At 72.4% G+C, this 19,807-nt stretch carries 22 protein-coding genes; 10 read left to right on the forward strand and 12 right to left on the reverse strand.

Annotated features, from left to right (window positions below; all coding sequences use genetic code 11):
- Nucleotides 1-10 precede the first annotated feature (10 nt).
- The 8 genes from IF20_RS23110 to IF20_RS23145 all read right to left on the reverse strand — a co-directional run bounded on the left by IF20_RS23110 (nt 11) and on the right by IF20_RS23145 (nt 8,575).
- Nucleotides 11-1,630 (reverse strand): FAD-dependent oxidoreductase, encoded by a 1,620-nt coding sequence (locus tag IF20_RS23110; RefSeq protein ID WP_052867196.1) that lies wholly within the window; start codon nt 1,628-1,630, stop codon nt 11-13.
- Between the two features lie 55 nt (nt 1,631-1,685).
- Entirely contained in the window at nt 1,686-2,654 is a 969-nt protein-coding gene (locus IF20_RS23115) for an AurF N-oxygenase family protein (RefSeq protein WP_052867197.1), read from the reverse strand.
- Nucleotides 2,655-2,696: 42 nt separating this feature from the next.
- Nucleotides 2,697-4,250 carry a flavin-containing monooxygenase gene (locus IF20_RS23120; RefSeq protein ID WP_052867198.1) on the reverse strand — a complete coding sequence of 518 codons (1,554 nt, stop codon included), beginning with the start codon at nt 4,248-4,250 and terminating at the stop codon, nt 2,697-2,699.
- A 303-nt stretch (nt 4,251-4,553) separates the two neighbouring features.
- Nucleotides 4,554-5,249 (reverse strand): HAD family hydrolase, encoded by a 696-nt coding sequence (locus tag IF20_RS23125; RefSeq protein ID WP_052867199.1) that lies wholly within the window; start codon nt 5,247-5,249, stop codon nt 4,554-4,556.
- 56 nt (nt 5,250-5,305) lie between these two features.
- Nucleotides 5,306-6,034 (reverse strand): phosphatase PAP2 family protein, encoded by a 729-nt coding sequence (locus IF20_RS23130; RefSeq protein WP_052867200.1) that lies wholly within the window; start codon nt 6,032-6,034, stop codon nt 5,306-5,308.
- A 130-nt stretch (nt 6,035-6,164) separates the two neighbouring features.
- Entirely contained in the window at nt 6,165-7,100 is a 936-nt protein-coding gene (locus IF20_RS23135; protein WP_052867391.1) for a M56 family metallopeptidase, read from the reverse strand.
- Nucleotides 7,101-7,304: 204 nt separating this feature from the next.
- Complete coding sequence (locus IF20_RS23140; protein ID WP_052867201.1) at nt 7,305-7,868, reverse strand: DUF5134 domain-containing protein; 564 nt, start codon at nt 7,866-7,868, stop codon at nt 7,305-7,307.
- A gap of 314 nt (nt 7,869-8,182) precedes the next feature.
- Nucleotides 8,183-8,575, reverse strand: a complete 393-nt coding sequence (locus IF20_RS23145) for a VOC family protein (protein WP_052867202.1) — start codon at nt 8,573-8,575, stop codon at nt 8,183-8,185.
- A 170-nt stretch (nt 8,576-8,745) separates the two neighbouring features.
- Between IF20_RS23145 and IF20_RS23150 the strand changes: the two genes are divergently transcribed.
- Nucleotides 8,746-9,288, forward strand: a complete 543-nt coding sequence (locus IF20_RS23150; protein WP_052867203.1) for a GNAT family N-acetyltransferase — start codon at nt 8,746-8,748, stop codon at nt 9,286-9,288.
- Between the two features lie 119 nt (nt 9,289-9,407).
- On the opposite strand, the gene IF20_RS23155 is transcribed toward IF20_RS23150, so the two are convergent.
- The 3 genes from IF20_RS23155 to IF20_RS23160 all read right to left on the reverse strand — a co-directional run bounded on the left by IF20_RS23155 (nt 9,408) and on the right by IF20_RS23160 (nt 11,000).
- Nucleotides 9,408-10,091 carry a glycerophosphodiester phosphodiesterase gene (locus IF20_RS23155; RefSeq protein WP_110944462.1) on the reverse strand — a complete coding sequence of 228 codons (684 nt, stop codon included), beginning with the start codon at nt 10,089-10,091 and terminating at the stop codon, nt 9,408-9,410.
- Nucleotides 10,092-10,176: 85 nt separating this feature from the next.
- Entirely contained in the window at nt 10,177-10,302 is a 126-nt protein-coding gene (locus IF20_RS40565; RefSeq protein ID WP_267881142.1) for a hypothetical protein, read from the reverse strand.
- Between the two features lie 77 nt (nt 10,303-10,379).
- Entirely contained in the window at nt 10,380-11,000 is a 621-nt protein-coding gene (locus tag IF20_RS23160; protein ID WP_110944463.1) for a PadR family transcriptional regulator, read from the reverse strand.
- Nucleotides 11,001-11,404: 404 nt separating this feature from the next.
- Here IF20_RS23160 and IF20_RS23165 point away from each other — a divergent pair, with 404 nt between their 5' ends.
- From IF20_RS23165 to IF20_RS23180, 4 genes are all read left to right on the forward strand, one after another.
- The gene (locus IF20_RS23165) at nt 11,405-12,802 is read left to right on the forward strand and encodes a DUF6421 family protein (protein ID WP_052867205.1); all 1,398 of its coding nucleotides are present in this window, start codon (nt 11,405-11,407) and stop codon (nt 12,800-12,802) included.
- Between the two features lie 29 nt (nt 12,803-12,831).
- Complete coding sequence (locus IF20_RS23170; RefSeq protein WP_052867392.1) at nt 12,832-13,596, forward strand: SDR family NAD(P)-dependent oxidoreductase; 765 nt, start codon at nt 12,832-12,834, stop codon at nt 13,594-13,596.
- An 80-nt stretch (nt 13,597-13,676) separates the two neighbouring features.
- Nucleotides 13,677-14,762, forward strand: coding sequence for a threonine aldolase family protein (locus tag IF20_RS23175; protein ID WP_052867393.1), 1,086 nt, complete (start codon nt 13,677-13,679; stop codon nt 14,760-14,762).
- 97 nt (nt 14,763-14,859) lie between these two features.
- The gene (locus IF20_RS23180) at nt 14,860-15,555 is read left to right on the forward strand and encodes a B3/B4 domain-containing protein (protein ID WP_052867206.1); all 696 of its coding nucleotides are present in this window, start codon (nt 14,860-14,862) and stop codon (nt 15,553-15,555) included.
- A gap of 24 nt (nt 15,556-15,579) precedes the next feature.
- Here the strand turns inward: IF20_RS23180 and IF20_RS23185 are convergent, their stop codons facing one another.
- Nucleotides 15,580-16,293, reverse strand: a complete 714-nt coding sequence (locus tag IF20_RS23185) for a lysophospholipid acyltransferase family protein (RefSeq protein WP_052867207.1) — start codon at nt 16,291-16,293, stop codon at nt 15,580-15,582.
- A 238-nt stretch (nt 16,294-16,531) separates the two neighbouring features.
- Here IF20_RS23185 and IF20_RS23190 point away from each other — a divergent pair, with 238 nt between their 5' ends.
- The 5 genes from IF20_RS23190 (at nt 16,532) to IF20_RS23205 (ending at nt 19,747) form a co-directional block, all read left to right on the forward strand.
- Complete coding sequence (locus IF20_RS23190; protein WP_110944464.1) at nt 16,532-16,951, forward strand: thioredoxin family protein; 420 nt, start codon at nt 16,532-16,534, stop codon at nt 16,949-16,951.
- A gap of 99 nt (nt 16,952-17,050) precedes the next feature.
- Nucleotides 17,051-17,131 (forward strand): putative leader peptide, encoded by an 81-nt coding sequence (locus IF20_RS40930; RefSeq protein WP_361562527.1) that lies wholly within the window; start codon nt 17,051-17,053, stop codon nt 17,129-17,131.
- Between the two features lie 53 nt (nt 17,132-17,184).
- Nucleotides 17,185-17,694 (forward strand): flavin reductase family protein, encoded by a 510-nt coding sequence (locus IF20_RS23195; protein ID WP_052867209.1) that lies wholly within the window; start codon nt 17,185-17,187, stop codon nt 17,692-17,694.
- Nucleotides 17,695-17,905: 211 nt separating this feature from the next.
- Complete coding sequence (locus tag IF20_RS23200; protein ID WP_052867210.1) at nt 17,906-18,700, forward strand: electron transfer flavoprotein subunit beta/FixA family protein; 795 nt, start codon at nt 17,906-17,908, stop codon at nt 18,698-18,700.
- Nucleotides 18,701-18,772: 72 nt separating this feature from the next.
- A complete protein-coding gene (locus tag IF20_RS23205; RefSeq protein ID WP_052867211.1) occupies nt 18,773-19,747 on the forward strand; it encodes an electron transfer flavoprotein subunit alpha/FixB family protein in 975 nt (324 codons plus the stop codon).
- Nucleotides 19,748-19,807 lie beyond the last annotated feature (60 nt).

The following is a 19,807-nucleotide window of genomic DNA, read 5'->3' on the forward strand; positions in this document are numbered from 1 at the left end:
ATGTGTGACGTCAACCGCACGCCACCGCCGCGCCGTTCGCCGCGCGGCGCAGGGACTCCGTGTCCGTGAGCTTCACCCGCGGGCGGCCCGTCGCCTCGCCCGCTGCCCGCTCCGCGCGGTCGATCGCGCGCCAGGCTTCCAGACCCGGCGCATCCACTGCCACGCCGGCGCCGGCGCCGGTGCCGGCGGCCGGCTGGGTGAGGCGGCCGCGGGCGAAGTCGTCCAGGAGGGACTCGACCGTCTCGTGGGCGCACGTCTTGTTGGTGCCGATGAAGCCGGTCGGGCCGCGCTTGATCCAGCCTGCTACGTAGACACCGGGCTCGACCCGGCCGTTCTCGTGCGGGACGGTCGCTGTGGCCTCGTCGAAGGGCAGGCCGGGGACGGGGCGGGCCCGGTAGCCGACCGAGCGGAGGACCAGGCCGGTCTCCAGGGTCTCGGTGTCGCCCGTGGGCCGTGCGCGGACCGTGCCGTGCTCATCGGTGTGGAGGGTGGTGGGCGTGACCTCCAGGGCGTCGACCGAGCCTTCGCCCGTGAGGCGGACCGGGCTGGTCAGGAAGCGCAGCACGATGCGGCGCCGGCCCGCCACCGGTTCGCGGGCCGCCAGGCCGGACAGCAGACGGGTCTTTTCGGTGGCGTCCGGGTCCAGGCCCTCGGGCCAGCCCTCCACCGTGACGTCCACGTCCTTCAGCGCGGAGAGCGCCAGGAGCTCGGGCACCGTGAACGCCGCCTGGGCGGGGCCGCGGCGGCCGAGCAGGACGACCTCGCGGACCTTGCTCGCGCGGAGTGCGGCGAGCGCGCGGTCGGAGATGTCGGTACGGGCCAGGGCTTCGGGGTCGGCGGTCAGGATGCGGGCGACGTCGAGGGCCACGTTGCCGTTGCCGATGACGACGGCGCGCTCGGTGTCGAGGGAGTACGTGTCGTGCGCGCGGTCGGGGTGGCCGTTGTACCAGGCGACGAAGTCCGTCGCGGAGACGCTGCCGGGCAGGTCCTCGCCCTCGATGCCGAGGCGCTTGTCGGTCGCCGCGCCGACCGCGTAGATCACCGCGTGGTGCTCGCGCAGCAGGTCGGCGTGGGTGAGGTCGGCGCCCACCTCGACCCCCAGGCGGTAACGGAAACCGGGCTGGGACTCGATGGCCCGGAACAGCTCGGTGACCTGCTTGGTGTCCTGGTGGTCCGGCGCGACGCCGGCCCGCGCGAGTCCGTACGGGGTCGGGAGCCGGTCGTAGACGGTGACACGCACGCCGGGGTGGCGCAGCAACTCGTCGGCCGCGAACAGACCGGCCGGACCGGCGCCGACCACGGCGACGCTCAACTCGCCTGCAGGGAGGCTGCGTTGCTTGGGCAGCACGTACATCGGCGCCCGATCGTCGTGCGGATTCTCCTTGTAGTACGAGGCGTTCAGTTCGAGGAAGGGCAACTCCCCCTCGCCGAGAGCCGTGTGGGGCTTGAGCGCGTCCACCGGGCAGGCGGTCGTGCAGGCCCCGCAGTCCACGCAGGTGCGCGGATCGACGTACAGCATCTCGGCGGTCGCGAAGCCGGGCTCCCCCGGTGCGGGGTGGATGCAGTTGACCGGGCAGGCCAGCACGCAGGAGGCGTCGGCGCAGCAGGATCGGGTGACGACGTACGGCACGGCGGGCTGGTCTCCGTTCGGGTTCAGTGCAGGGTGGTACGCGGCGTGCGGGCGCTCAGTCGGCGTGCACGGCGGGCTCGCCGCGGAAGCGCGCGGGGCGGCCGTCGATGCGCAGGGCCCGCCACACCTGGCGGGACGCCTTGTTCATCAGACCGATGTCCTCGGCCAGCATCCGCACGTCGGAGAAGAGGTTGCGGAGCATCTTCTCGCCGGCCTCGGACTTCCAGAAGACCTCCTTGATCACCCAGGCCGGGATGCCGACCTCCGCTGCGGACTTCCGGTCGGGGATCATGATGACGTCGCACAGCACCCGCATGATCACCGGGAAGAGGACGGACAGGGCGCCGCGGCGGGCCTTGCCGTACTTCGGGACGCGCAGCCGCAGGAACTCGTGGGCGAAGGAGATGTGCCGGGCCTCTTCGGCGATGTGGATCTGCATGATCCGCTGGGGGAGCGGGTGCACCGGCTCACCGCTGCGCAGCGCCCCCTTCTGCAGGTGGTCGATGGGCTCCTCGCCGGCCAGGATGCCGGTGAAGAACGCCTCGGGGTAGAGCGAGCCGAACAGCGGCAGCACGCGGCTGAGCTGACGGAACCAGCGCTTGCCGCCCGCGGTGTTCACGCCGGTGCGGTTGACCAGCTCCTGGAACATCTGGGTGTGGTGGGTCTCTTCGGTGATCTCGTGGGTGAGATACCTGAACTCCTCATTCTGGTTGCCCAGTTGGTAGATGTAGTCCAGGGCTCCGCGCATCAGCAGGTTCTCGAACTGCATGCCCACCTTGGCGATGACCGCCCAGCGCCAGATCCCGATCCGGATCTGCGTCTCCAGCGGCTGCTCCTGGTACCAGGGGTGGGCACCCAGGGCGTCCGCCGAGGTCAGCACCCAGCGCGGGTCGCCGGTGTCCACGGCGAACTCGGGGTCGTCCCACTTGATGTCGGTGAAGGCGTTGAAGTTGACGTTGACGGAGCCCTCGGACAAGGTCCGCAGGCGCTCGTCGTACACCTTCCGGGTCAGGTTCGCAGACATCTTCGTCCTCGATCTTCTGGAGGGGATGGGCACGTCCGGCCGTCAGGCCGCGCGGGTCGTCTCCGGGGTCCCGGTCGCCGCGGTCGCTCCGGTGGCTGTTCCGCTCGCCGCGGTCGTTCCGGTGGCCGTTCCGGTCGCCTTCTCGAAGCGCAGCGGCCCGTCCTTGATGGGGGCGTCCTGGAGCATGGCGCGGTCGCGGTAGTAGTTGTTCCACAGCCGCCACGGGTCGCGGGTGCCCTGGCGCGGCATGACCTCGTTGGCCCGGGCGATGTAGCCGGACGTCAGCGCCTCGCCCATGACGGAGAACTCGGAGCGGTCGCCGTCGGAGGCCACCGGGGTGGCGATGTCGTGGCCGTTGCGGCGCATATGGGCCAGCAGGCGGGCCGTGTAGTCGGCCGCGAGGTCCGCCTTGAGGGTCCAGGAGGCGTTGGTGTAGCCGATGACGAGCGACATATTGGGGACACCTTCGAGCATGACGGCCTTGTAGAGGACGCGGTTCTTGACGTCCACGGGGCGGCCGTCGACGGAGAGCTCCATGCCGCCCATGAGGCGGACGCTCAGGCCGGTGGCGGTGACGACGATGTCGGCCTTCAGCTCCTCGCCGGACTTCAGGCGGATGCCGTCGGCGGTGAAGGTGTCGATGTGGTCGGTGGCGACGGCCGCCTTGCCGCTCTTGAGCACCTTGAACAGGTCGCCGCCGGGGACCACGCAAAGGCGCTGGTCCCAGGGCTTGTAGTGCGGGCTGAAGTGGCGCATGTCGACGCCCTTGCCGGCCTGCGCCCGTACGAGGCCGAGCAGCGCCTTGCGGGCCAGGCCCGGGTACCTGCGGCAGAAGGCGTAGCTTCCGCGCTGCAGAGCGATGTTGCGGGCCCGGACGACCTTGTACGTGAGCCGGGCCGGGGCGTGCACCTTCTGCAGCACGGAGGTGAGCGGGTCGACCTTGGGCAGGGTGAGGACGTAGGTGGGCGAGCGCTGCAGCATGGTGACGTGCGCGGCCTCGTCGGCCAGCGCGGGCAGCAGCGTGATGGCGGTGGCGCCGGAGCCGATGACGACCACGCGCTTGTTCTTGTGGTCGAGGTCCTTCGGCCAGTGCTGCGGGTGGACCAGGGTGCCCTGGAAGTCCTCCTCGCCGGGGAACCGCGGGCGGTAGGGCCGGTCGTAGTCGTAGTAGCCGGTCGCGCCGGTGAGATAGCCCGCACTGTACGACTCGCGCTCGCCGGTGGCCTCGTCCTCGACCTCCACGTTCCATCGGCCGGTCTCGTGCGAGAAGTCGGCGCTGAGCGCGCGGCGGCCGAAGCGGATGCGTTCCAGCACGCCGCGGTCGGCCGCGGCGTCCTCGACGTACTGCCGGATCTGCGCGCCGTCGGCGAGGATGCGCGCGTCGCGCCAGGGGCGGAAGCCGAAGCCGAAGGTGGGCATGTCGGAGTCGGAGCGGATCCCGGGGTACTGGAAGAGGTCCCAGGTGCCGCCGACCCGGGCGCGACGCTCGAGCACGACGAGCGACGCGCCGGGCTCGTCGCGCAGGACGTGGGACGCGGCGCTGATACCGGATATGCCGGCGCCGATGACCAGGACGTCGACGTGCTGCTGCTCCATGTGCGGAGGTCCTAACTCTCGCTCGCGGGGCCCTGGTCGAGACAGGTGCGGGGCCGCCGCCGCTCGGGACACTGACGACTGTTCACGTGTTCACGCGTGGTTCCACAGCTGTTGCGTTCCCGCAATTTACCTGCGACACGCTGTTTCAGATACCGCCGGTAACGTGATGTAGGTCACGTTTCAATGAGGCAAGGTGCGTGACTCAGTGGGGCAAGGTGTCCGACCAGCGCACGGGCTCGGTGAAACTTCCCCGGTGACGAACCGGTCCGCATGACGAGCGGGCGCGGGTCCAGGCGGCCGGCCTCAGTCGACCAGGGCGAGTACCGGGCGCAGGCCGGCCGGGCGTTCGGCGGCCGGGAGGTGGTCGACGGGGAAGTAGCCGCAGCCGAGTGCCTGGGCGCCGCCGTCCGCCGTGCGGTCGTCGCCCACCATCAGGACGTCCTGCGGGGCGAGTCCCAGCTCCTGGCAGGCCAGTTCGAAGATCTGCGGGTCGGGCTTCTGGATGCCGTGCTCGTAGGAGAGGACGTACGCATCGATCAGCGGGTCCAGCCCGTGCGCGTGCAGCACCGGACGCAGGTCCCAGCCGATGTTGCTGACCACGCCGGTCGCCACGCCGCGCTCGCGCAGCGCGCGCAGCACCCCGGCGGCGTCCGGGTACGGCGCCCAGGCGGCCGGCGACTTGTGGCGGACGTACAGCGTCTCGTACAACTCCTCGGCGGGCAGCGCCACTTGGCGGGCGAGCGCGGTGTACAGCTCGCGGTGGTGCTCCGCCGTACGGTCCCGGTTGCGCCACAGCTCCCGCAGCCCGTCGGGCAGCCGCTCCGGGGTCGAACCGCCGGGCAGCGCGCCGGCGCGGTCCAACTCCCGCACCGTAAGCGTGAAGGTCTCCTCCGCCATGGAGATGCCGGTCTCGTCCAGCGCCCCGCGCAGCCACGAGGCGACCGGCTCGATCCGCAGCAGCGTCCCGGAGAAGTCGAAGAGCACACCCTTGTACGCCATGGCCACCATCCTGACCCGTGTGACGCCCCGGGCCAAGGAGGACCGCGGTGAGGTGGTCAGCCCTGCTCGGGTGGTTCGGTCGCCGCGGCTGCCGACGCGAGCCGCGTGTAGAGGCCCGCCGCCGCGGCCACCAGCGCGGCCCCCACCAGCCAACCGGCCAGCACGTCGGACAGCCAGTGCACGCCCAGGTAGAGCCGCGTGAGGCCGACGCCGAGCACGGACACCGCACCGACGGCGCCCACCACCCGCAGCCATGCCACGGGGACGCCGCGCTCGCGCAGCACCCACAGCACCAGCCCGGCCGCGACCACGGCGGTCAGCGCGTGCCCCGAGGGGAACGCGGCGTAGTGCGCCGAGTCGACCGGGTCCGGCCAGACCGGGCGCGGTCGGTCCACCGCGGCCTTGACGCCCTGCTGGAGCAGTGTCCCGGCGACGGACGTGGCCGCGACCCAGGCCGCGAGGACCCGCACCCCGCGCCACACCAGCCATCCCACCAGCAGCGTCAGCGCCACGCGCATGGTCCACGGGTCCCACACCCAGTCGCTGAGGACGCGGTTCGCCGCGGTCAGGTCCGGCGAGGTGCGCGCCACCCGGTGCAGTTCGCCGGCGACGGTCCGGTCCGCGTGGCTCAGCGGCGCCCAGTGGACGAGTACGAGGACGGCCAGCGCCACGGCCGCCGCGGCGAGCCACCCCGCGGCGTGGAGCGCCCGGCTGCCGGCCGCCGGCCCGGCCGGGGCGCCCGTCCCGGACGTGCTGTCGATCCCGGAAGACGACGGAGATCCCATGCCCCGATCCTCGCCGACGGACCCTGCCACGGGCCACTCGTCGCGGTGCGCGTTTCGCGCCGGGGTGCGTTTCGTGCGGGACGTGCGGCCGGCGTGTGCGTGTCTCTCGCGGGCGCCGGCCGGCGCGTCGTCACGTGAGCGCGCTCAGCCCCGGCACGAAGGTGATCAGCAGCGGGACGACCGGTACCAGGGCGGCCATGGCGGTCATGCCCAGGCGGCGGCCCGGGGTGAGCCGGGGCGCCGGGGAGAGCAGCCGGTCGACGCGGGCCGGTACCTGAGCGCACTGGGCCGGGTGGGGGCCGAAGACCCCGCGGTCCTCGTTCAGTTCGACCAGCGCGAGGGCCGTCGTCAGCCGGCCGAAGCGCCGGGAGGCGATGTCGTCGGCGGACAGTTCCACGAGCCGGTGCACCTGGTCCTGGAACGCGGCGAAGACCGGCACCTGCGGGAAACCGACGGCCAGCGCCGCCGCGCAGTGCAGCAGCAGGTGGTGGCGGGCGCGGGCGTGACCCTTCTCGTGGGCGATCACCGCGTCCAGCTGCTGCCCCTTCAGCCGGCGCAACGCGGCGGTGGTGACCACCAGTTGGGGCGACAATCCGGGCAGCCACCACGCTTCGGCGCGGTCGCCCTCCAGCACCACGAGGGGATCGCCGGTGCGCTCCTCGCCGGGCAGCAGCGGGGAGCGCAGCGCGACATCGGCGCGGCGCCGTTTGCGGCGCGCCCGCGCGGCCCGCACCTCCCGGGTCAGTACGACGGCGGTCCACGCCCCGCCGCAGGCGAGGAGGACGGCCAGCGGCGCGGCCCAGGAGCCGTACGCACCGAGCGCGTACGCCTCGATGACGCCGTGCGGGGCGAGCGCGAAGACGTTGCCCCGGACGGCCTCCCAGGCCGCCGCGGCGCTCAGCGACATGGCCAGCACACAGCACAGCAGCACACCGGCGACCACGCACTGCCAGACCCAGAGGGCGAGCACCGGCTCGCGGTCGGGCCAGCTCGCACGGGCCATCAGGCGCGGCGCCACTGCCGCCGCCAGCGCGCCGAGGACGATCAGCGCGAAGGGGACCATCATGGCGGTCACTTTATGAGCGGACCGCTACCGGTAGGTACGGTCTCGCCGAGGAAGTGACGCATACCACCGGCAGGTGGGGTCTGAGTTGCTCAGGAGAGCCGCCACGGCCCCGGCGCGGCCGGTTCCGCGGAGTCGTCACGGCTTCCGGCGCGTACGGTTCCGCAGAGCCGTCCCGGCCCCCGGCGCGTCCGGTGCCGCCGCTGCTCACACGGTCAGCAGCATCGTGAACATGCCCATGCTCATGGCCGTCCGGCACGCGCTCAGCAGCTCGGGCCTCGGCACGGCCGCCACCGCGCCGCCCGGCGCGCTCCCCGCGGCCAGCACGGCGGGGGCCGGTATGAGACGGAGTCCGGAGGCGACGGCGTGCACGGCGTAGTAGGCGAGCAGCAGGCCGGTCAGCACGGGCACGCCGCCCGCCCCGCCGTGGCCGCCGTGCCCGGCACCGGCCGGCAGGGCCGTCATCACCAGCGCCATGTAGACCATGGCGAACGAACCCACTGCGTGGTGCTGGTGGCGGGCGAGGGCCGCCCACAGGCCCGCCGCGCCGAAGACCGCTACCCACACCCACGCCGACCAGCCCGGCACCGGCACGGCCGAGGCGGGCAGCGCCATCGTCCCCATGCCCAGCGCCATCAGCGCCTCGCCGCGCGCCTGTCCCCGCAGCCGCGGATCCCGCTCCGTACCTCCGCGCGAGCGGACGAGGCAGTACGCACCCGCCGCTGCGCACAGTGCGACCAGCAGCCAGCCGGTCATCGCCGGTCCGTGCACGGCGCACCTCCCCCTGGAGCACTGCGGACCGCACGCGCCGGACTCCGGGCGCGAACGATCTCTTCCGCTCGCAGGATGCCCGCCGTGGCCCCGCTTCACGGGAGCGCACAGGCGCACTGGGGAGCGCGTGTACGAATCGCCGCCGACCGCCGGGTCCGCACAGGTCGCCGGTACCCGGTCGACCACCGGTTCCGCGCGGGTCGACGGTCTCCCGCCGGCTGCCGGCCGCGTACGGATTTCCGGCCGGATGCCGGTTTCCCGCCGGATGCCGGTCCACCGCCGGATGCCGGTCTCCCACCGGCCGCCGGTGGGCGTCAGATTCCGGGCCGGTACCGCATCGGGTGGTCCGCCGGGACCTCGGTGAGGACGACCCGGTGGCCGTCGGGGTCGGCGATCCACATCTCGATCAGCCCCCACGGCTCCTTGACCGGCGGCCGCAGGATCTCCACGCCGTTCGCCGCCAGCTCCTCGTGCGCCGCGGCCGCGTCCGCGACCTGGAGCCAGAGCTGGAGCGTCGGAGTGGGCGGTTCCGCCGACCGGCCCGAGACCTCCAGGAAGCCGCCGCCGAGGAAGTACACGACCCCGCGCTCGGGCCCCGTACCGAACTCCCGGTACACGGGAAGGCCCAGCGCCTTGCCGTAGAACTCCCGCGACCGCTCGGGGTCGGCCGGCCGCACCAGCACTCTGCTGCTCAGTACCTGCACCATGGCACGGACTTTAGGGGGTTTCCGGCATCCGGGACACGGCGACGTGCGGCACCGGCCCCTTGTTAGCCTCGACACCGGCCGGGCGCCACTCCTGTACGGCGCGCCGCCGGGCCGTCCGCGCCCACGACACACCCACCGGCCCCGCCCGCCCGAGAGGATCCCCGTCCGCCATGGCCACCACGCCAGCGCCCGAGCTGACCTTCCGCCCCGCCACCGCGTCCGACGTTCAGGCGCTCGTCGAGCTGATCGAATCGGCGTACCGAGGGGACGCCAGCCGCGCGGGCTGGACCACGGAGGCGGACCTGCTGTCGGGCCAGCGCACCGACCCCGAGGGCGTCGCCGCGGTGGTCGAGGCCGAGGACAGCCGGCTCCTGGTCGCCGAACAGGACGGCGAGCTCGTCGCCTGCTGCCAGCTCGAACACCGCGGGGACCACGCCTACTTCGGCATGTTCGCGGTGCGCCCCACCCGCCAGGGCGGCGGCCTGGGCAAGGTGATCATCGCCGAGGCCGAGCGCACCGTACGCGAGGAGTGGGACGCCCGCGAGATGCACATGACGGTCATCCGGCAGCGCGCCGAGCTGATCGCCTGGTACGAACGCCGCGGCTACGTCCGCACCGGCCGGATGACCCCCTTCCCGTACGGCGACGAGCGGTTCGGCATCCCGCAGCGCGCGGACCTGGAGTTCGAGCTGCTGGTCAAGAAGCTGGTCTGAACGCGCGTCGGCGCGGGCCCGGCCACCGCGGGAGGCCGGGCCCGCGCCGCGTTCCGTCGTGCAGCGCGGCTCCGTCAGCGCGGTTACGCCGTGCAGCGCGGCTCCGTCGTGCAGCGCGGCTACGCCGTGAAGCGCGTCGCCCGGCGGATCTCGGGGAAGTCGGTGACCACGCCGTCCAGGCCGAGCCCGCGGGCGATCCGCAGCTGGTCGTGGGTGTTCACGGTCCAGGCGAGCACCCGCAGACCCGCCGCGTGGGCGCGTTCGGTCAGCTCCAAGGTGAGCCGCCGGATGTTCAGCGAAAGGTAGCCCGCGCCCACCGCCTGCGCCCGGTCCACCACGTCCTTGCCGTACCGGCTGGCCACCAGGCCGGTGCGGACGCCCGGCAGCAGCGCGCTGACCTCCGCCAGCGCCTCGTCGTGGAAGGAGATCACGTCGACCCGGTCGACGAGGTCCCGCTCGCGCAGCACGTCGGCCAGCGCCCGGGCGGCCGCCACGTCCTTGATCTCGGCCTGCAGCGGCGACCGCACCGCCTCGACGACCTCCTCGAAGACGGGGATCCGCTCCTTCTCGCCCGCATCCATCTCCCGCAGAGCGGCGAGGGTGTGGTCGGCGATCGGCCCGTGCCCGTCCGTCGTACGGTCCACCTCCGCGTCGTGCATGACGACGAGCGCACCGTCCTTGCTGAGGTGCAGGTCCAGCTCGATGACGTCGAGCCCCTCGTGTTCGGCGCGGCGGAAGGAACGCAGGGTGTTCTCCGGCTCCACGCCCATGACCCCGCGGTGTCCGATGGTCAGAAAGGACAAGGCTGCCTCGCTTCTGTGGCTGTCGGCTGTGGCTGGCGGTAACCGGCAACCGGCTGGGGTACGGCTGCCGGAAACGGCGGCCAGCCTAACGGGCCACACTGACACCTGAGAGAACGTCGGATGTCGTCGCGGCGTGCCCCGTACGGGCACTCGCGACGCCGAGCACGAGGCCGGTCAGGACGGCGGCGACCAGTACGGCACGGGTACTCACGCAGGGTGTCTCCTTCGTCGGCGGGCGGTGCGGACGGTCGCCGTCCGGTCCGGGGGGCGCGCGGGCCGCGCATCCGGTCACCCGTGCGTGGGCGCGTCCTGTGGGTGCTGACGCCGGGGCGCCGGTGGCCCGGCTCCGGCCCGGCCGTCGAGCGCCCGCCGGTTTCCGTCCGGCGGCCCGCACCGCAGCCGTTCCAGGTCGGCGAGCATGGCCTCGGCCAGCTCCAGCTCGGCCAGGTGCTGCCGCTCGCTCCAGCCCAGCGCGACCCGCGGGAAGTCCCCCTCGGGCGCCGCTCCGACGCCGGCCAGTGCCTCCCGTACGTCCCGCAGCGCTGCCCTGGTGCGGTCGCGGTGCCGCTCCACCAGGGTGCGCAGCGTCCCGGGCACGGCGAGGTGGCCCAGCCAGACGCGGAGGACCAGGGGGTGCTTGAGGACCGGCGGTCCGCAGTCGTGCGTGCCCTCCGCCCAGGCGGCGAGCGCGTCCCGGCCGTCCGCGGTGATCGTGTAACGCCGCTTGGCGCGCGGCTCCTCGGGGCCCGACCGCCGGGAGGTGACCAGCCCCAGCTCCTCCAGGCGGCGCAGTTCGGCGTAGATCTGGCTGATGGCCGGCGACCAGTAGAAGAAGCGGAGCGAGGCGTCGGCCCACTTCTTGAGGTCGTAGCCGGTGCGGCCGTCACGGAAGGAGAGCAGTCCGAGCACCGCCCAGGCGGTGACGGGAAGGCGCGGGTACGTGGTGGCCCCCTGGTGGCGATACGGCGTACTGGCCCGGCCATCTTGGAGGCGCGCTGGGGCGGCCCGGCCGCGGAGCCCGAAGATCGCGGCTTTCCGTACGGTCCTGAGCGGTCGCCGATCGTGCGATGAGCGGACGACGACCGGTTCCGCCCGATTCCGTCCGGTCCTCGCCCGGGCCCTGCCCGGTCCCCGTACGGCCGTCACTCGAACGGCCGGGCATGACAGAAAACGCCGACTCGCGGCCCACTCGCAGGAAAAACGTCTCCGACAACGGGGGTAAGGCAGGATGATTTCCTTCGAACCCCCTTGAGAGTCCAAAGCCTCCCTGGTTACGGTGTCCCCACCACACGATCTCCTGCCGGAGGGCAGTCATGACGGAAATTCTTTCGCCTGTGGGTGTCCAGGCGGGTACGACGACCGCTGAGCGCGTCGTCGAGCACGCGGCCTGGCCGGTCCTGAAGGACGCGGTCGAGGCCCTGCGGCCCTGGCAGTCCGCCGACGGCTCCATCGACCTCCACGCCGAGGGCGCGCCCGCCGCCGAGGACGTCCGCCGCGAGGTGGAGCGCGCCGTGGCCGCGATCGAGGCGCTGTCCCCGCTGCTGCCGCACGACGCCGCGTACCACCGCGCGCTGGTCGCCGACCTGCGCAGCTGGGCCGACGGCGGCTTCGGCGTGCCGGACTTCCTGGACTCGCTGCTCGCCTTCCAGCCGGCGCGCGGCCGCGCGGACGGCCTGCAGCACCTGGTCGTCTTCCCGATGTACACCCAGAACGGCAACCCGGACCGCAACTTCGAGGCCGTCGTGCTGCGCATGGTCTGGCCCGAGTGGCTCGCGGACCTGGAGCGCACGCGCTACGACAACCCGCTGTTCTGCGGCATCGCCTTCGAGGACTTCACCGCCGGGTACGACACGAACTCCGCGGTGCTCTTCCCCGAGACCATCGCCGTGCGGGAGGCCCCCGAGCGCTTCACCTGGGGCGGCATCTTCTGCGACCGCGAGGCGGCCCGGTTCCGCCGGGTCAGCGAGGCCGCCGTGGACGTCCTCGGCATCGACCTCCCGGACGACGTCCGCGCGATGCTGGCGGACCAGGAGCGGTGCCAGGAGGCGTTCGTCCTGTGGGACATGGTGCACGACCGTACGCACAGCCACGGTGACCTGCCCTTCGACCCCTTCATGATCAAGCAGCGGCAGCCGTTCTGGATGTACGGCCTGGAGGAGCTGCGCTGCGACCTCACGGCCTTCAAGGAGGCCGTGAAGCTGGAGGCGGAGGGCCTGTCGCAGGCCAGGGACGTGCAGTACGCGGTGATCTTCGACCGGATGTTCCGCTTCCCGGTCACCGGCGACCGCGTGAAGAACTACGATGGCCTCGGCGGCCAGCTGCTCTTCGCGTACCTGCACCAGCACGACGCCGTGCGCTGGACGGACAACACCCTGCACATCGACTGGGAGCGGATCCCGCAGGTCACGCAGGAGCTGTGCGGCGAGATCGAGAAGCTCTACCGGGACGGCATCGACCGGCCCAAGCTGGTCCACTGGTTCGCCGCGTACGACCTGGTCTCCAGCTATCTCGCGCCGCACCCCGGCTCGGTCTGGGCCAAGGGCCCCGACGCGCTGGACCTGAGCCTGCCGCCGCGCAAACTCGTCGACGAGGTGCTTCCGGACGAATTCCCGCTGAGCATGTTCTATGAGGCCCTGCGCAAGAAGCTCCGCGAGGTGATCGCCTCCACGAAGGGCATCACGGCCGGGAGCACGGCAGGGGCGGCGGCGTGAGCGCGGACGAGAAGCAGCGGGAGGCGGAGATGACTACTACTTCGACCGGTCGGCGGGGCGCACTGGACGGCGCGGTCGTCGCGGTGGCCGGCGCGGCGGGACCGGCGGGCCGGGCCGCGCTGCTGCGGCTGGCCGAGGCGGGCGCCACGGTCGTCGCGGCGGACGCGGACGCCGCACGGCTGGCCGAGGCGGTGGACGCGGCGCGGTACGCACACGGCGGCGCGACCGTCACCGGTGACACCGTCGACCTGCTGGACCTGGACGCCACCCGGGAGTGGGCGGGGCGTACGGAGAAGGAGTTCGGCCGGATCGACGGGCTGGTGCACCTCGTGGGCGGCTGGCGCGGCTCCGCTTCCTTCGCCGAGACCGACCTCGGTGACTGGGACCTGCTGGAGAAGCTGCTGATCCGCACCGTCCAGCACACCTCGCTCGCCTTCGAGGGCGCGCTGCGGCGCAGCGGGAACGGCCGTTTCCTGCTGATCAGCGCGGCGGGGGCGAGCAAGCCGACGGCGGGGAACGCGGCCTACGCCGCCTCCAAGGCCGCCGCCGAGGCGTGGACGCTCGCACTGGCCGATGGCTTTCGCAAGGCCGGGGGCGAGAGCGGGCCGTCCGCCGCGGCTGCGATCCTGGTGGTCAAGGCGCTCGTCAACGACCAGATGCGCGCCGAGCGACCGAACGCCAAGTTCGCGGGCTTCACGGACGTGACGGAGCTGGCCGAAGCCGTCGTCGGCGTCTGGGACCGGCCCGCCCGGGAAGTGAATGGACAGCGCCTGTGGCTGACCCCCAAGCCGTGACCGAGGCAGTGACCGAGGCCGTAGCCAAGGCCGTGAGCCAGGCCGTGGGCCCCGCCGTGCGGGAAGCCGTGGACCGGGCCGTGGGCCCCGCCGCGGCTGCCGGCAGGACCGACGCACGGCGCCACCACGACCCCTCGGTACGCGGCTTCGCCAGCGACAACTACGCCGGCACGCACCCCGAGATCCTCGAAGCGCTCGCCCTCGCCAACGGCGGTCACCAGATCGCCTACGGCGGGGACGAGTACACCGAGAATCTCCAGCGCGTCATCCGCAGCCACTTCGGGCCGACCGCCGAGGCCTTCCCGGTCTTCAACGGCACCGGCGCCAACGTCGTGGCCCTGCAGGCGATCACCGACCGCTGGGGCGCGGTGATCTGCGCGGAGTCGGCGCACATCAACGTCGACGAGTGCGGCGCCCCGGAGCGGGTCGGCGGCCTGAAGCTGCTGACCGTGCCCACCCCGGACGGCAAGCTCACCCCCGAGCTGATCGACCGCGAGGCGTACGGCTGGGACGACGAGCACCGGGCCATGCCGCAGGCCGTCTCGATCACGCAGAACACCGAACTGGGCACGCTCTACACCCCCGACGAGATCCGGGCCATCTGCGAGCACGCCCACGAGCGCGGCATGGTCGTCCATCTCGACGGCTCCCGGATAGCCAACGCCGCGGCGTCGCTGGACGTTCCCATGCGGGCGTTCACCAACGCCGTGGGCGTGGACATCCTCTCGCTCGGCGGCACGAAGAACGGGGCGATCTTCGGCGAGGCCGTGGTCGTCATCAACCCCGACGCCGTGCGCGCCATGAAGCACCTGCGCAAGCTGTCGATGCAGCTGGCCTCCAAGATGCGCTTCGTGTCGGTGCAGCTGGAGGCGCTGCTCGCCAAGGATCTGTGGCTGCGCAACGCCCGGCACGCCAACACGATGGCGCAGCGGCTGGCCGAGGGGGTGCGCTCGGTCGACGGCGTGGAGATCCTCCACCCGGTGCAGGCCAACGCCGTCTTCGCGCGGCTCCCGCACGACGTGAGCGAGCGCCTGATGAAGCGCTACCGCTTCTACTTCTGGGACGAGGCGGCCGGCGACGTCCGGTGGATGTGCTCCTTCGACACCACGGAGGAGGACGTGGACGGCTTTGTGGCCGCCCTTCGCGAGGAGATCGGCAAGCCGTGACCGGCACGGCGTGAGGAACGCCCGACGCGCGGTTCAGTGGACTGCACCGTAAAGGTCAGTTTGCTGAACCGCGTCCGTGCGTGCTGGAATGCCTGGCATGAGCATCTCCGTCACCGTCTCCGACGACGTCCGGGCGCTGACCCCCGGCTTCGCGCACCTCGTCGTCGAGGCCCGCGACCTGGTCAACGGGCCCAGCGACGAGGCCAGTTCGGCGCTCCTCGACGAGGCCGCGGCCCGGCTCGCCGTGCGGCTGGGCGGCATGCCCCCGCAGGACGAGCCGCACATCGCCGCCTGGCGCGCCGCGTACACCGCCTTCGGCGCCAAGCCCTCGCGCACCCGCAACTCCGCCGAGGCGCTGGCCCGGCGCGCGCTCGCCGACGGCGGCCTGCCGCGCGTCAACCGCCTCGTGGACGTCTACAACGCGATCAGCGTCGCGCACGTCATCCCGGTGGGCGGCGAGGATCTGGACCGCATCGAGGGCGACATGCACCTCGTACGCGCCACCGGGGACGAGCCCTTCGAGACGGCCGCGGGCGGCGAACGGGTCGTCGAGCACCCCGAGCCGGGCGAGATCGTCTGGCGGGACGCCGCCGGCGTCACCTGCCGCCGCTGGAACTGGCGGCAGGGCGTCCGCACCCGCCTCACCGAGGACTCCACCAGCGCGCTGTTCCTTCTGGAGCGCATGGCGCCGATGTCCCTCGACGCACTGGAGGAGGCGGGCGCCGAACTCGCCGAGACACTGGAGAAGTTCTCCCCGGGAGCGCGCATCCAGCTCGGCGAGATCCGGCGCTGAACCCGCCCGGCCCGTAAGGGGGCGTCAGCTCACCGCGCCCGGCGCCGGCGCCGTACCGCCCAGGTGGGCCGGTACCCACCAGGTGTCGTCCGGGCCCTTGGGGCGTACGGGGTAGGCGCGCTGAGCGGCCTCCAGCAGGTCCTGCACCCGGGTGCGCAGCCGGTCGGTGATCTTCTCGGGCTGCTCGTCGGCGGGCGCTTCGAGCGGCTCACCGACCCGGATGGTCACCGGGAAGTGGTTCCGGCCCAGGTCGCGCTTGTGGCCCTTGGTCCACAGCCGCTGGGTGCCCCACAGCGCCATCGGAAGCAGCGGCACGCCGGCCTCCTGGGCCAGCCGGGCCGCGCCGGACTTGAAGGTCTTCAGGGTGAAGGACTCCGAGATGGTGGCCTCGGGGAAGACTCCGATGATCTCGCCACCGCGCAGTGCGCTGAGCGCGTGCCGGTAGGCGTGCACGCCCTGGGAGCGGTCGACCGGTATGTGCTTCATGGCGCGCATCAGCGGGCCCGACACCTTGTGCCGGAAGACGGAGTCCTTCGCCATGAAGCGCACCAGCCGCTTGGCGGGCCGGGCCGCCAGGCCGCAGAAGATGAAGTCCAGGTAGCCGATGTGGTTGCTGACGAGCACCGCGCCACCGCGCCGCGGGATGTTCTCCGTACCCGCGATGTCGAACTTGAGGTCGAGCGCCTTGAACGCCGTCCGGGCGAAGCCGATGACGGGCGGATAGACGAGCTCTGCCATGTCGGGGGTTCCCCTTCTGTGTGCCTGGGGAGGGGTTCTCCCGGCGAGAAGTTACGCAGCCGTAGCCTGGCGGCTTTCGGGAGATCGTGCCCGAAGAAGCCCGCAGGGGCCACCGCCGCGCCGCTTCGGGACGGGAGATCCTCGTCACGTCGTGGAGCGGAAGTCCCTCGCACGCGTACCCCGGCAGGCCCCGCACCACGGCACCCGGCGCCTTCGGAGCGCGCTGCGCCGGGCGGGAATGACCGCCGGTCTGCCTACGCTGGTGCACAGGGGCGCGACGGACGCGCACCGGTGTGGCGACGGAAGGCCGAAGGTGGCAGCGCAGGCAGCAGGGGAGCAGGGGCCGGAGCGGCTGACCGCGGAGCGGATCGGCGCCGGGCTGGGGGAACGGGCGACGCTGGTGCAGTTCTCCAGCGCGTTCTGCCAGCCGTGCCGGGCCACCCGCCGCACCCTGGAGGACGTCGCCGCGATGGTGCCCGGCGTGGCCCACGTGGAGATCGACGCCGAGGCCCACCTGGACCTCGTGCGCGAGCTGCGCATCGTGAGCACCCCGACCGTGCTCGTCCTGGACGCGGCCGGCACGGTCGTCCGGCGGGCCGCCGGGCAGCCGCGCAAGGTGGACGTCATCGCGGCGCTGGGCGCCGCCGTGGCCGCCTGACGCCCCGCGACGACGTGCACCTTTGCACGCTGCGTGATTGTTGTCGCACCTGCCGGTGAGCACTTGACTGCATCGAGCACGCATCGTCAGTCTGACGTCATGCGGCCAGACCCCCTTCTGTACGGACGCGCCCACGTGGACCTCCTGCGCACTGCGAGCGCGTGCTGTCCGGGCGAGTGAGCAACGACGACAGCACCGCTCCGGCTCGTACGCCACGGCAGAAGGACACGTCCATGACCGTCTCGCCCGACCTCGCCGCACCTCAGCTGGCCTCTCCCGAACTGCTGCGCTCGGTCTTCCGGCAGCACGCGGCGGGAGTCGCCGTCATCACCGCACAGGGGAGCAGCGCCCCCGTCGGCTTCACCGCCACCTCCCTCACCTCCGTCGCCGCCGAACCACCCCTGATCTCCTTCGGGGTGGGTACCGGCAGCTCCAGCTGGCCCGTCCTCGCGGAGGCGGAGTACGTCGGCGTCCACATACTCACCGAGGACCAGCACGAGCTGGCCGCCACCTTCGCGCGCAGCGGCGCCGACCGCTTCGCCGCGCCCACCTCCTGGCGCACCGGCCCCCAGGGCGTGCCGGTCCTCGACGGCGTGCTCGCCTGGCTGGTCGGCCGGGTCGTGGCGCGGGTGCCGGCGGGGGACCACCGGATCGTGCTGGCCGAGGTCGTCGTGGGGGACCCGGCGGGCCAGGGCAGGCCCCTGCTGTACCACCAGGGCCGGTTCACCGCCCTACGCGATTGACGCCCCGTCCGGCGGCCCCGACACGCCAGGTCGGGGCCGTTGGCAAGGTCACAGTTCAGCGAGCTTGATATCGGGGATACGCATAGGTGTACTGGCGAGTAATATTTTGGTCGGCGCGGGGAAGCGCACCCGACCGGGAGCCGCCCCAACAGGCGCCTATGCTGCCAGCACAAGGCAGTTGTGAAGCGACGAAGCAGGTAGGAGAGCCGGCGTGAGCCTGAGGATCGTTGTCTGTGTGAAGTACGTGCCCGACGCCACCGGCGACCGGCACTTCGCCGAGGACCTGACCGTCGACCGCGACGACGTGGACGGTCTGCTCTCGGAGCTGGATGAGTACGCCGTCGAGCAGGCTCTCCAGATCAAGGAAGCGGCCGACGACGCGGAGATCACCGTGCTCACCGTCGGTCCCGAGGACGCCAACGACGCGATCCGCAAGGCGCTGTCGATGGGTGCCGACAAGGGCGTGCACGTCGAGGACGAGGACCTGCACGGCACCGACGCGGTGGGCACGTCGCTGGTGCTGGCCAAGGCCATCGAGAAGACCGGCTACGACCTGGTCGTGTGCGGCATGGCCTCCACCGACGGCACCATGGGCGTGCTGCCGGCGATGCTGGCCGAGCGCCTGGGTGTCCCGCAGGTCACCCAGCTCTCCGAGGTCTCCGTCGAGGGAGGCCCCAACGGCACCGTCAAGGGCCGCCGGGACGGCGACACCGCCACCGAGCAGCTGGAGGCGTCCCTCCCGGCCGTCGTGTCGGTGACCGACCAGTCGGGCGAGGCGCGTTACCCCTCCTTCAAGGGCATCATGGCCGCGAAGAAGAAGCCGGTCGAGGAGCTGGAGCTGGACGACCTGGACATCGACGCGGACGAGGTCGGCCTGGAGGGCGCCTGGACCAAGGTCGAGGACGCCACCGAGCGCCCGGCGCGCACCGCCGGCACGATCGTCAAGGACGAGGGCGAGGGCGCCAAGCAGCTCGCCGAGTTCCTCGCGGGCCAGAAGTTCATCTAAGGCCCTGGAGCCGGGTGTCGCCCCGGCCGGTCGCCCTCAACCGCCTCATTCTTTTCGCAGGAGTGCAATCCCATGGCTGAAGTCCTTGTCTACGTCGACCACGTGGACGGCTCCGTCCGCAAGCCGACCCTCGAACTGCTCACCCTCGCCCGCCGCATCGGCGACCCCGTGGCCGTCTCCCTCGGCAACGGTGCCGCCGACACCGCCGCCACGCTCGCCGAGCACGGTGCGGTCAAGGTGCTGACCGCCGACGCCGCCGAGTTCGCCGACTACCTGGTCGCGCCGAAGGTGGACGCGCTGCAGGCCGCCGTCGAGTCGGTGTCCGCCGCAGGCTCCCTGGCCGCCGTGCTGCTGCCCTCCTCCGCCGAGGGCAAGGAGATCGGCGCCCGCCTGGCCATCCGCATCGGCTCCGGCATCATCACCGACGCCGTCGACCTGGAGGCCGGCGACGAGGGCCCGGTGGCCACCCAGTCGGTGTTCGCCGCCTCGTACACCACCAAGTCCCGCATCACCAAGGGCACCCCCGTCATCACCGTCAAGCCCAACTCCGCCCCGGTCGAGCCCGCCGCGGCCGCCGGTGCGGTCGAGGAGCTGGCCGTGACGGTGGCCGACTCCTCCAAGGGCACCAAGGTCGTCTCCCGCACCCCGCGTGAGTCGACCGGCCGTCCGGACCTGACCGAGGCCGCGATCGTGGTCTCCGGTGGCCGTGGCGTCAACGGCGCGGAGAACTTCCCCGTCATCGAGGCGCTGGCCGACTCCCTCGGCGCGGCCGTGGGCGCCTCGCGCGCCGCGGTGGACGCGGGCTGGTACCCGCACACCAACCAGGTCGGCCAGACCGGTAAGTCGGTCTCGCCGCAGCTGTACATCGCGGCCGGTATCTCCGGCGCGATCCAGCACCGCGCCGGCATGCAGACCTCGAAGACCATCGTGGCCATCAACAAGGACGAAGAGGCCCCGATCTTCGAGCTGGTCGACTACGGCGTCGTCGGTGACCTGTTCAACGTCGTCCCCGCGCTGACCGACGAGGTCAAGACCCGCAAGGGCTGACCCGTCCCACGGCACGTCACCGGGCCCCGTACGCGTACGCCGCGTACGGGGCCCGGTGTG

This window comes from Streptomyces niger, assembly GCF_000718305.1.
Lineage (GTDB): Bacteria > Actinomycetota > Actinomycetes > Streptomycetales > Streptomycetaceae > Streptomyces > Streptomyces niger.

Coding starts and splice junctions, on each gene's coding strand:
- IF20_RS40930 (WP_361562527.1), top strand. CDS start 17,051: ATGCGGCCAGACCCCCTTCTGTACGGACGCGCCCACGTGGACCTCCTG.
- IF20_RS23115 (WP_052867197.1), bottom strand. CDS start 2,654: ATGTCTGCGAACCTGACCCGGAAGGTGTACGACGAGCGCCTGCGGACC.
- IF20_RS23145 (WP_052867202.1), bottom strand. CDS start 8,575: ATGGTGCAGGTACTGAGCAGCAGAGTGCTGGTGCGGCCGGCCGACCCC.
- IF20_RS23130 (WP_052867200.1), bottom strand. CDS start 6,034: ATGGGATCTCCGTCGTCTTCCGGGATCGACAGCACGTCCGGGACGGGC.
- IF20_RS23180 (WP_052867206.1), top strand. CDS start 14,860: ATGAGCATCTCCGTCACCGTCTCCGACGACGTCCGGGCGCTGACCCCC.
- IF20_RS23150 (WP_052867203.1), top strand. CDS start 8,746: ATGGCCACCACGCCAGCGCCCGAGCTGACCTTCCGCCCCGCCACCGCG.
- IF20_RS23165 (WP_052867205.1), top strand. CDS start 11,405: ATGACGGAAATTCTTTCGCCTGTGGGTGTCCAGGCGGGTACGACGACC.
- IF20_RS23190 (WP_110944464.1), top strand. CDS start 16,532: ATGACCGCCGGTCTGCCTACGCTGGTGCACAGGGGCGCGACGGACGCG.
- IF20_RS23125 (WP_052867199.1), bottom strand. CDS start 5,249: ATGGCGTACAAGGGTGTGCTCTTCGACTTCTCCGGGACGCTGCTGCGG.
- IF20_RS23120 (WP_052867198.1), bottom strand. CDS start 4,250: ATGGAGCAGCAGCACGTCGACGTCCTGGTCATCGGCGCCGGCATATCC.
- IF20_RS23135 (WP_052867391.1), bottom strand. CDS start 7,100: ATGATGGTCCCCTTCGCGCTGATCGTCCTCGGCGCGCTGGCGGCGGCA.
- IF20_RS23185 (WP_052867207.1), bottom strand. CDS start 16,293: ATGGCAGAGCTCGTCTATCCGCCCGTCATCGGCTTCGCCCGGACGGCG.
- IF20_RS23195 (WP_052867209.1), top strand. CDS start 17,185: ATGACCGTCTCGCCCGACCTCGCCGCACCTCAGCTGGCCTCTCCCGAA.
- IF20_RS23205 (WP_052867211.1), top strand. CDS start 18,773: ATGGCTGAAGTCCTTGTCTACGTCGACCACGTGGACGGCTCCGTCCGC.
- IF20_RS23170 (WP_052867392.1), top strand. CDS start 12,832: ATGACTACTACTTCGACCGGTCGGCGGGGCGCACTGGACGGCGCGGTC.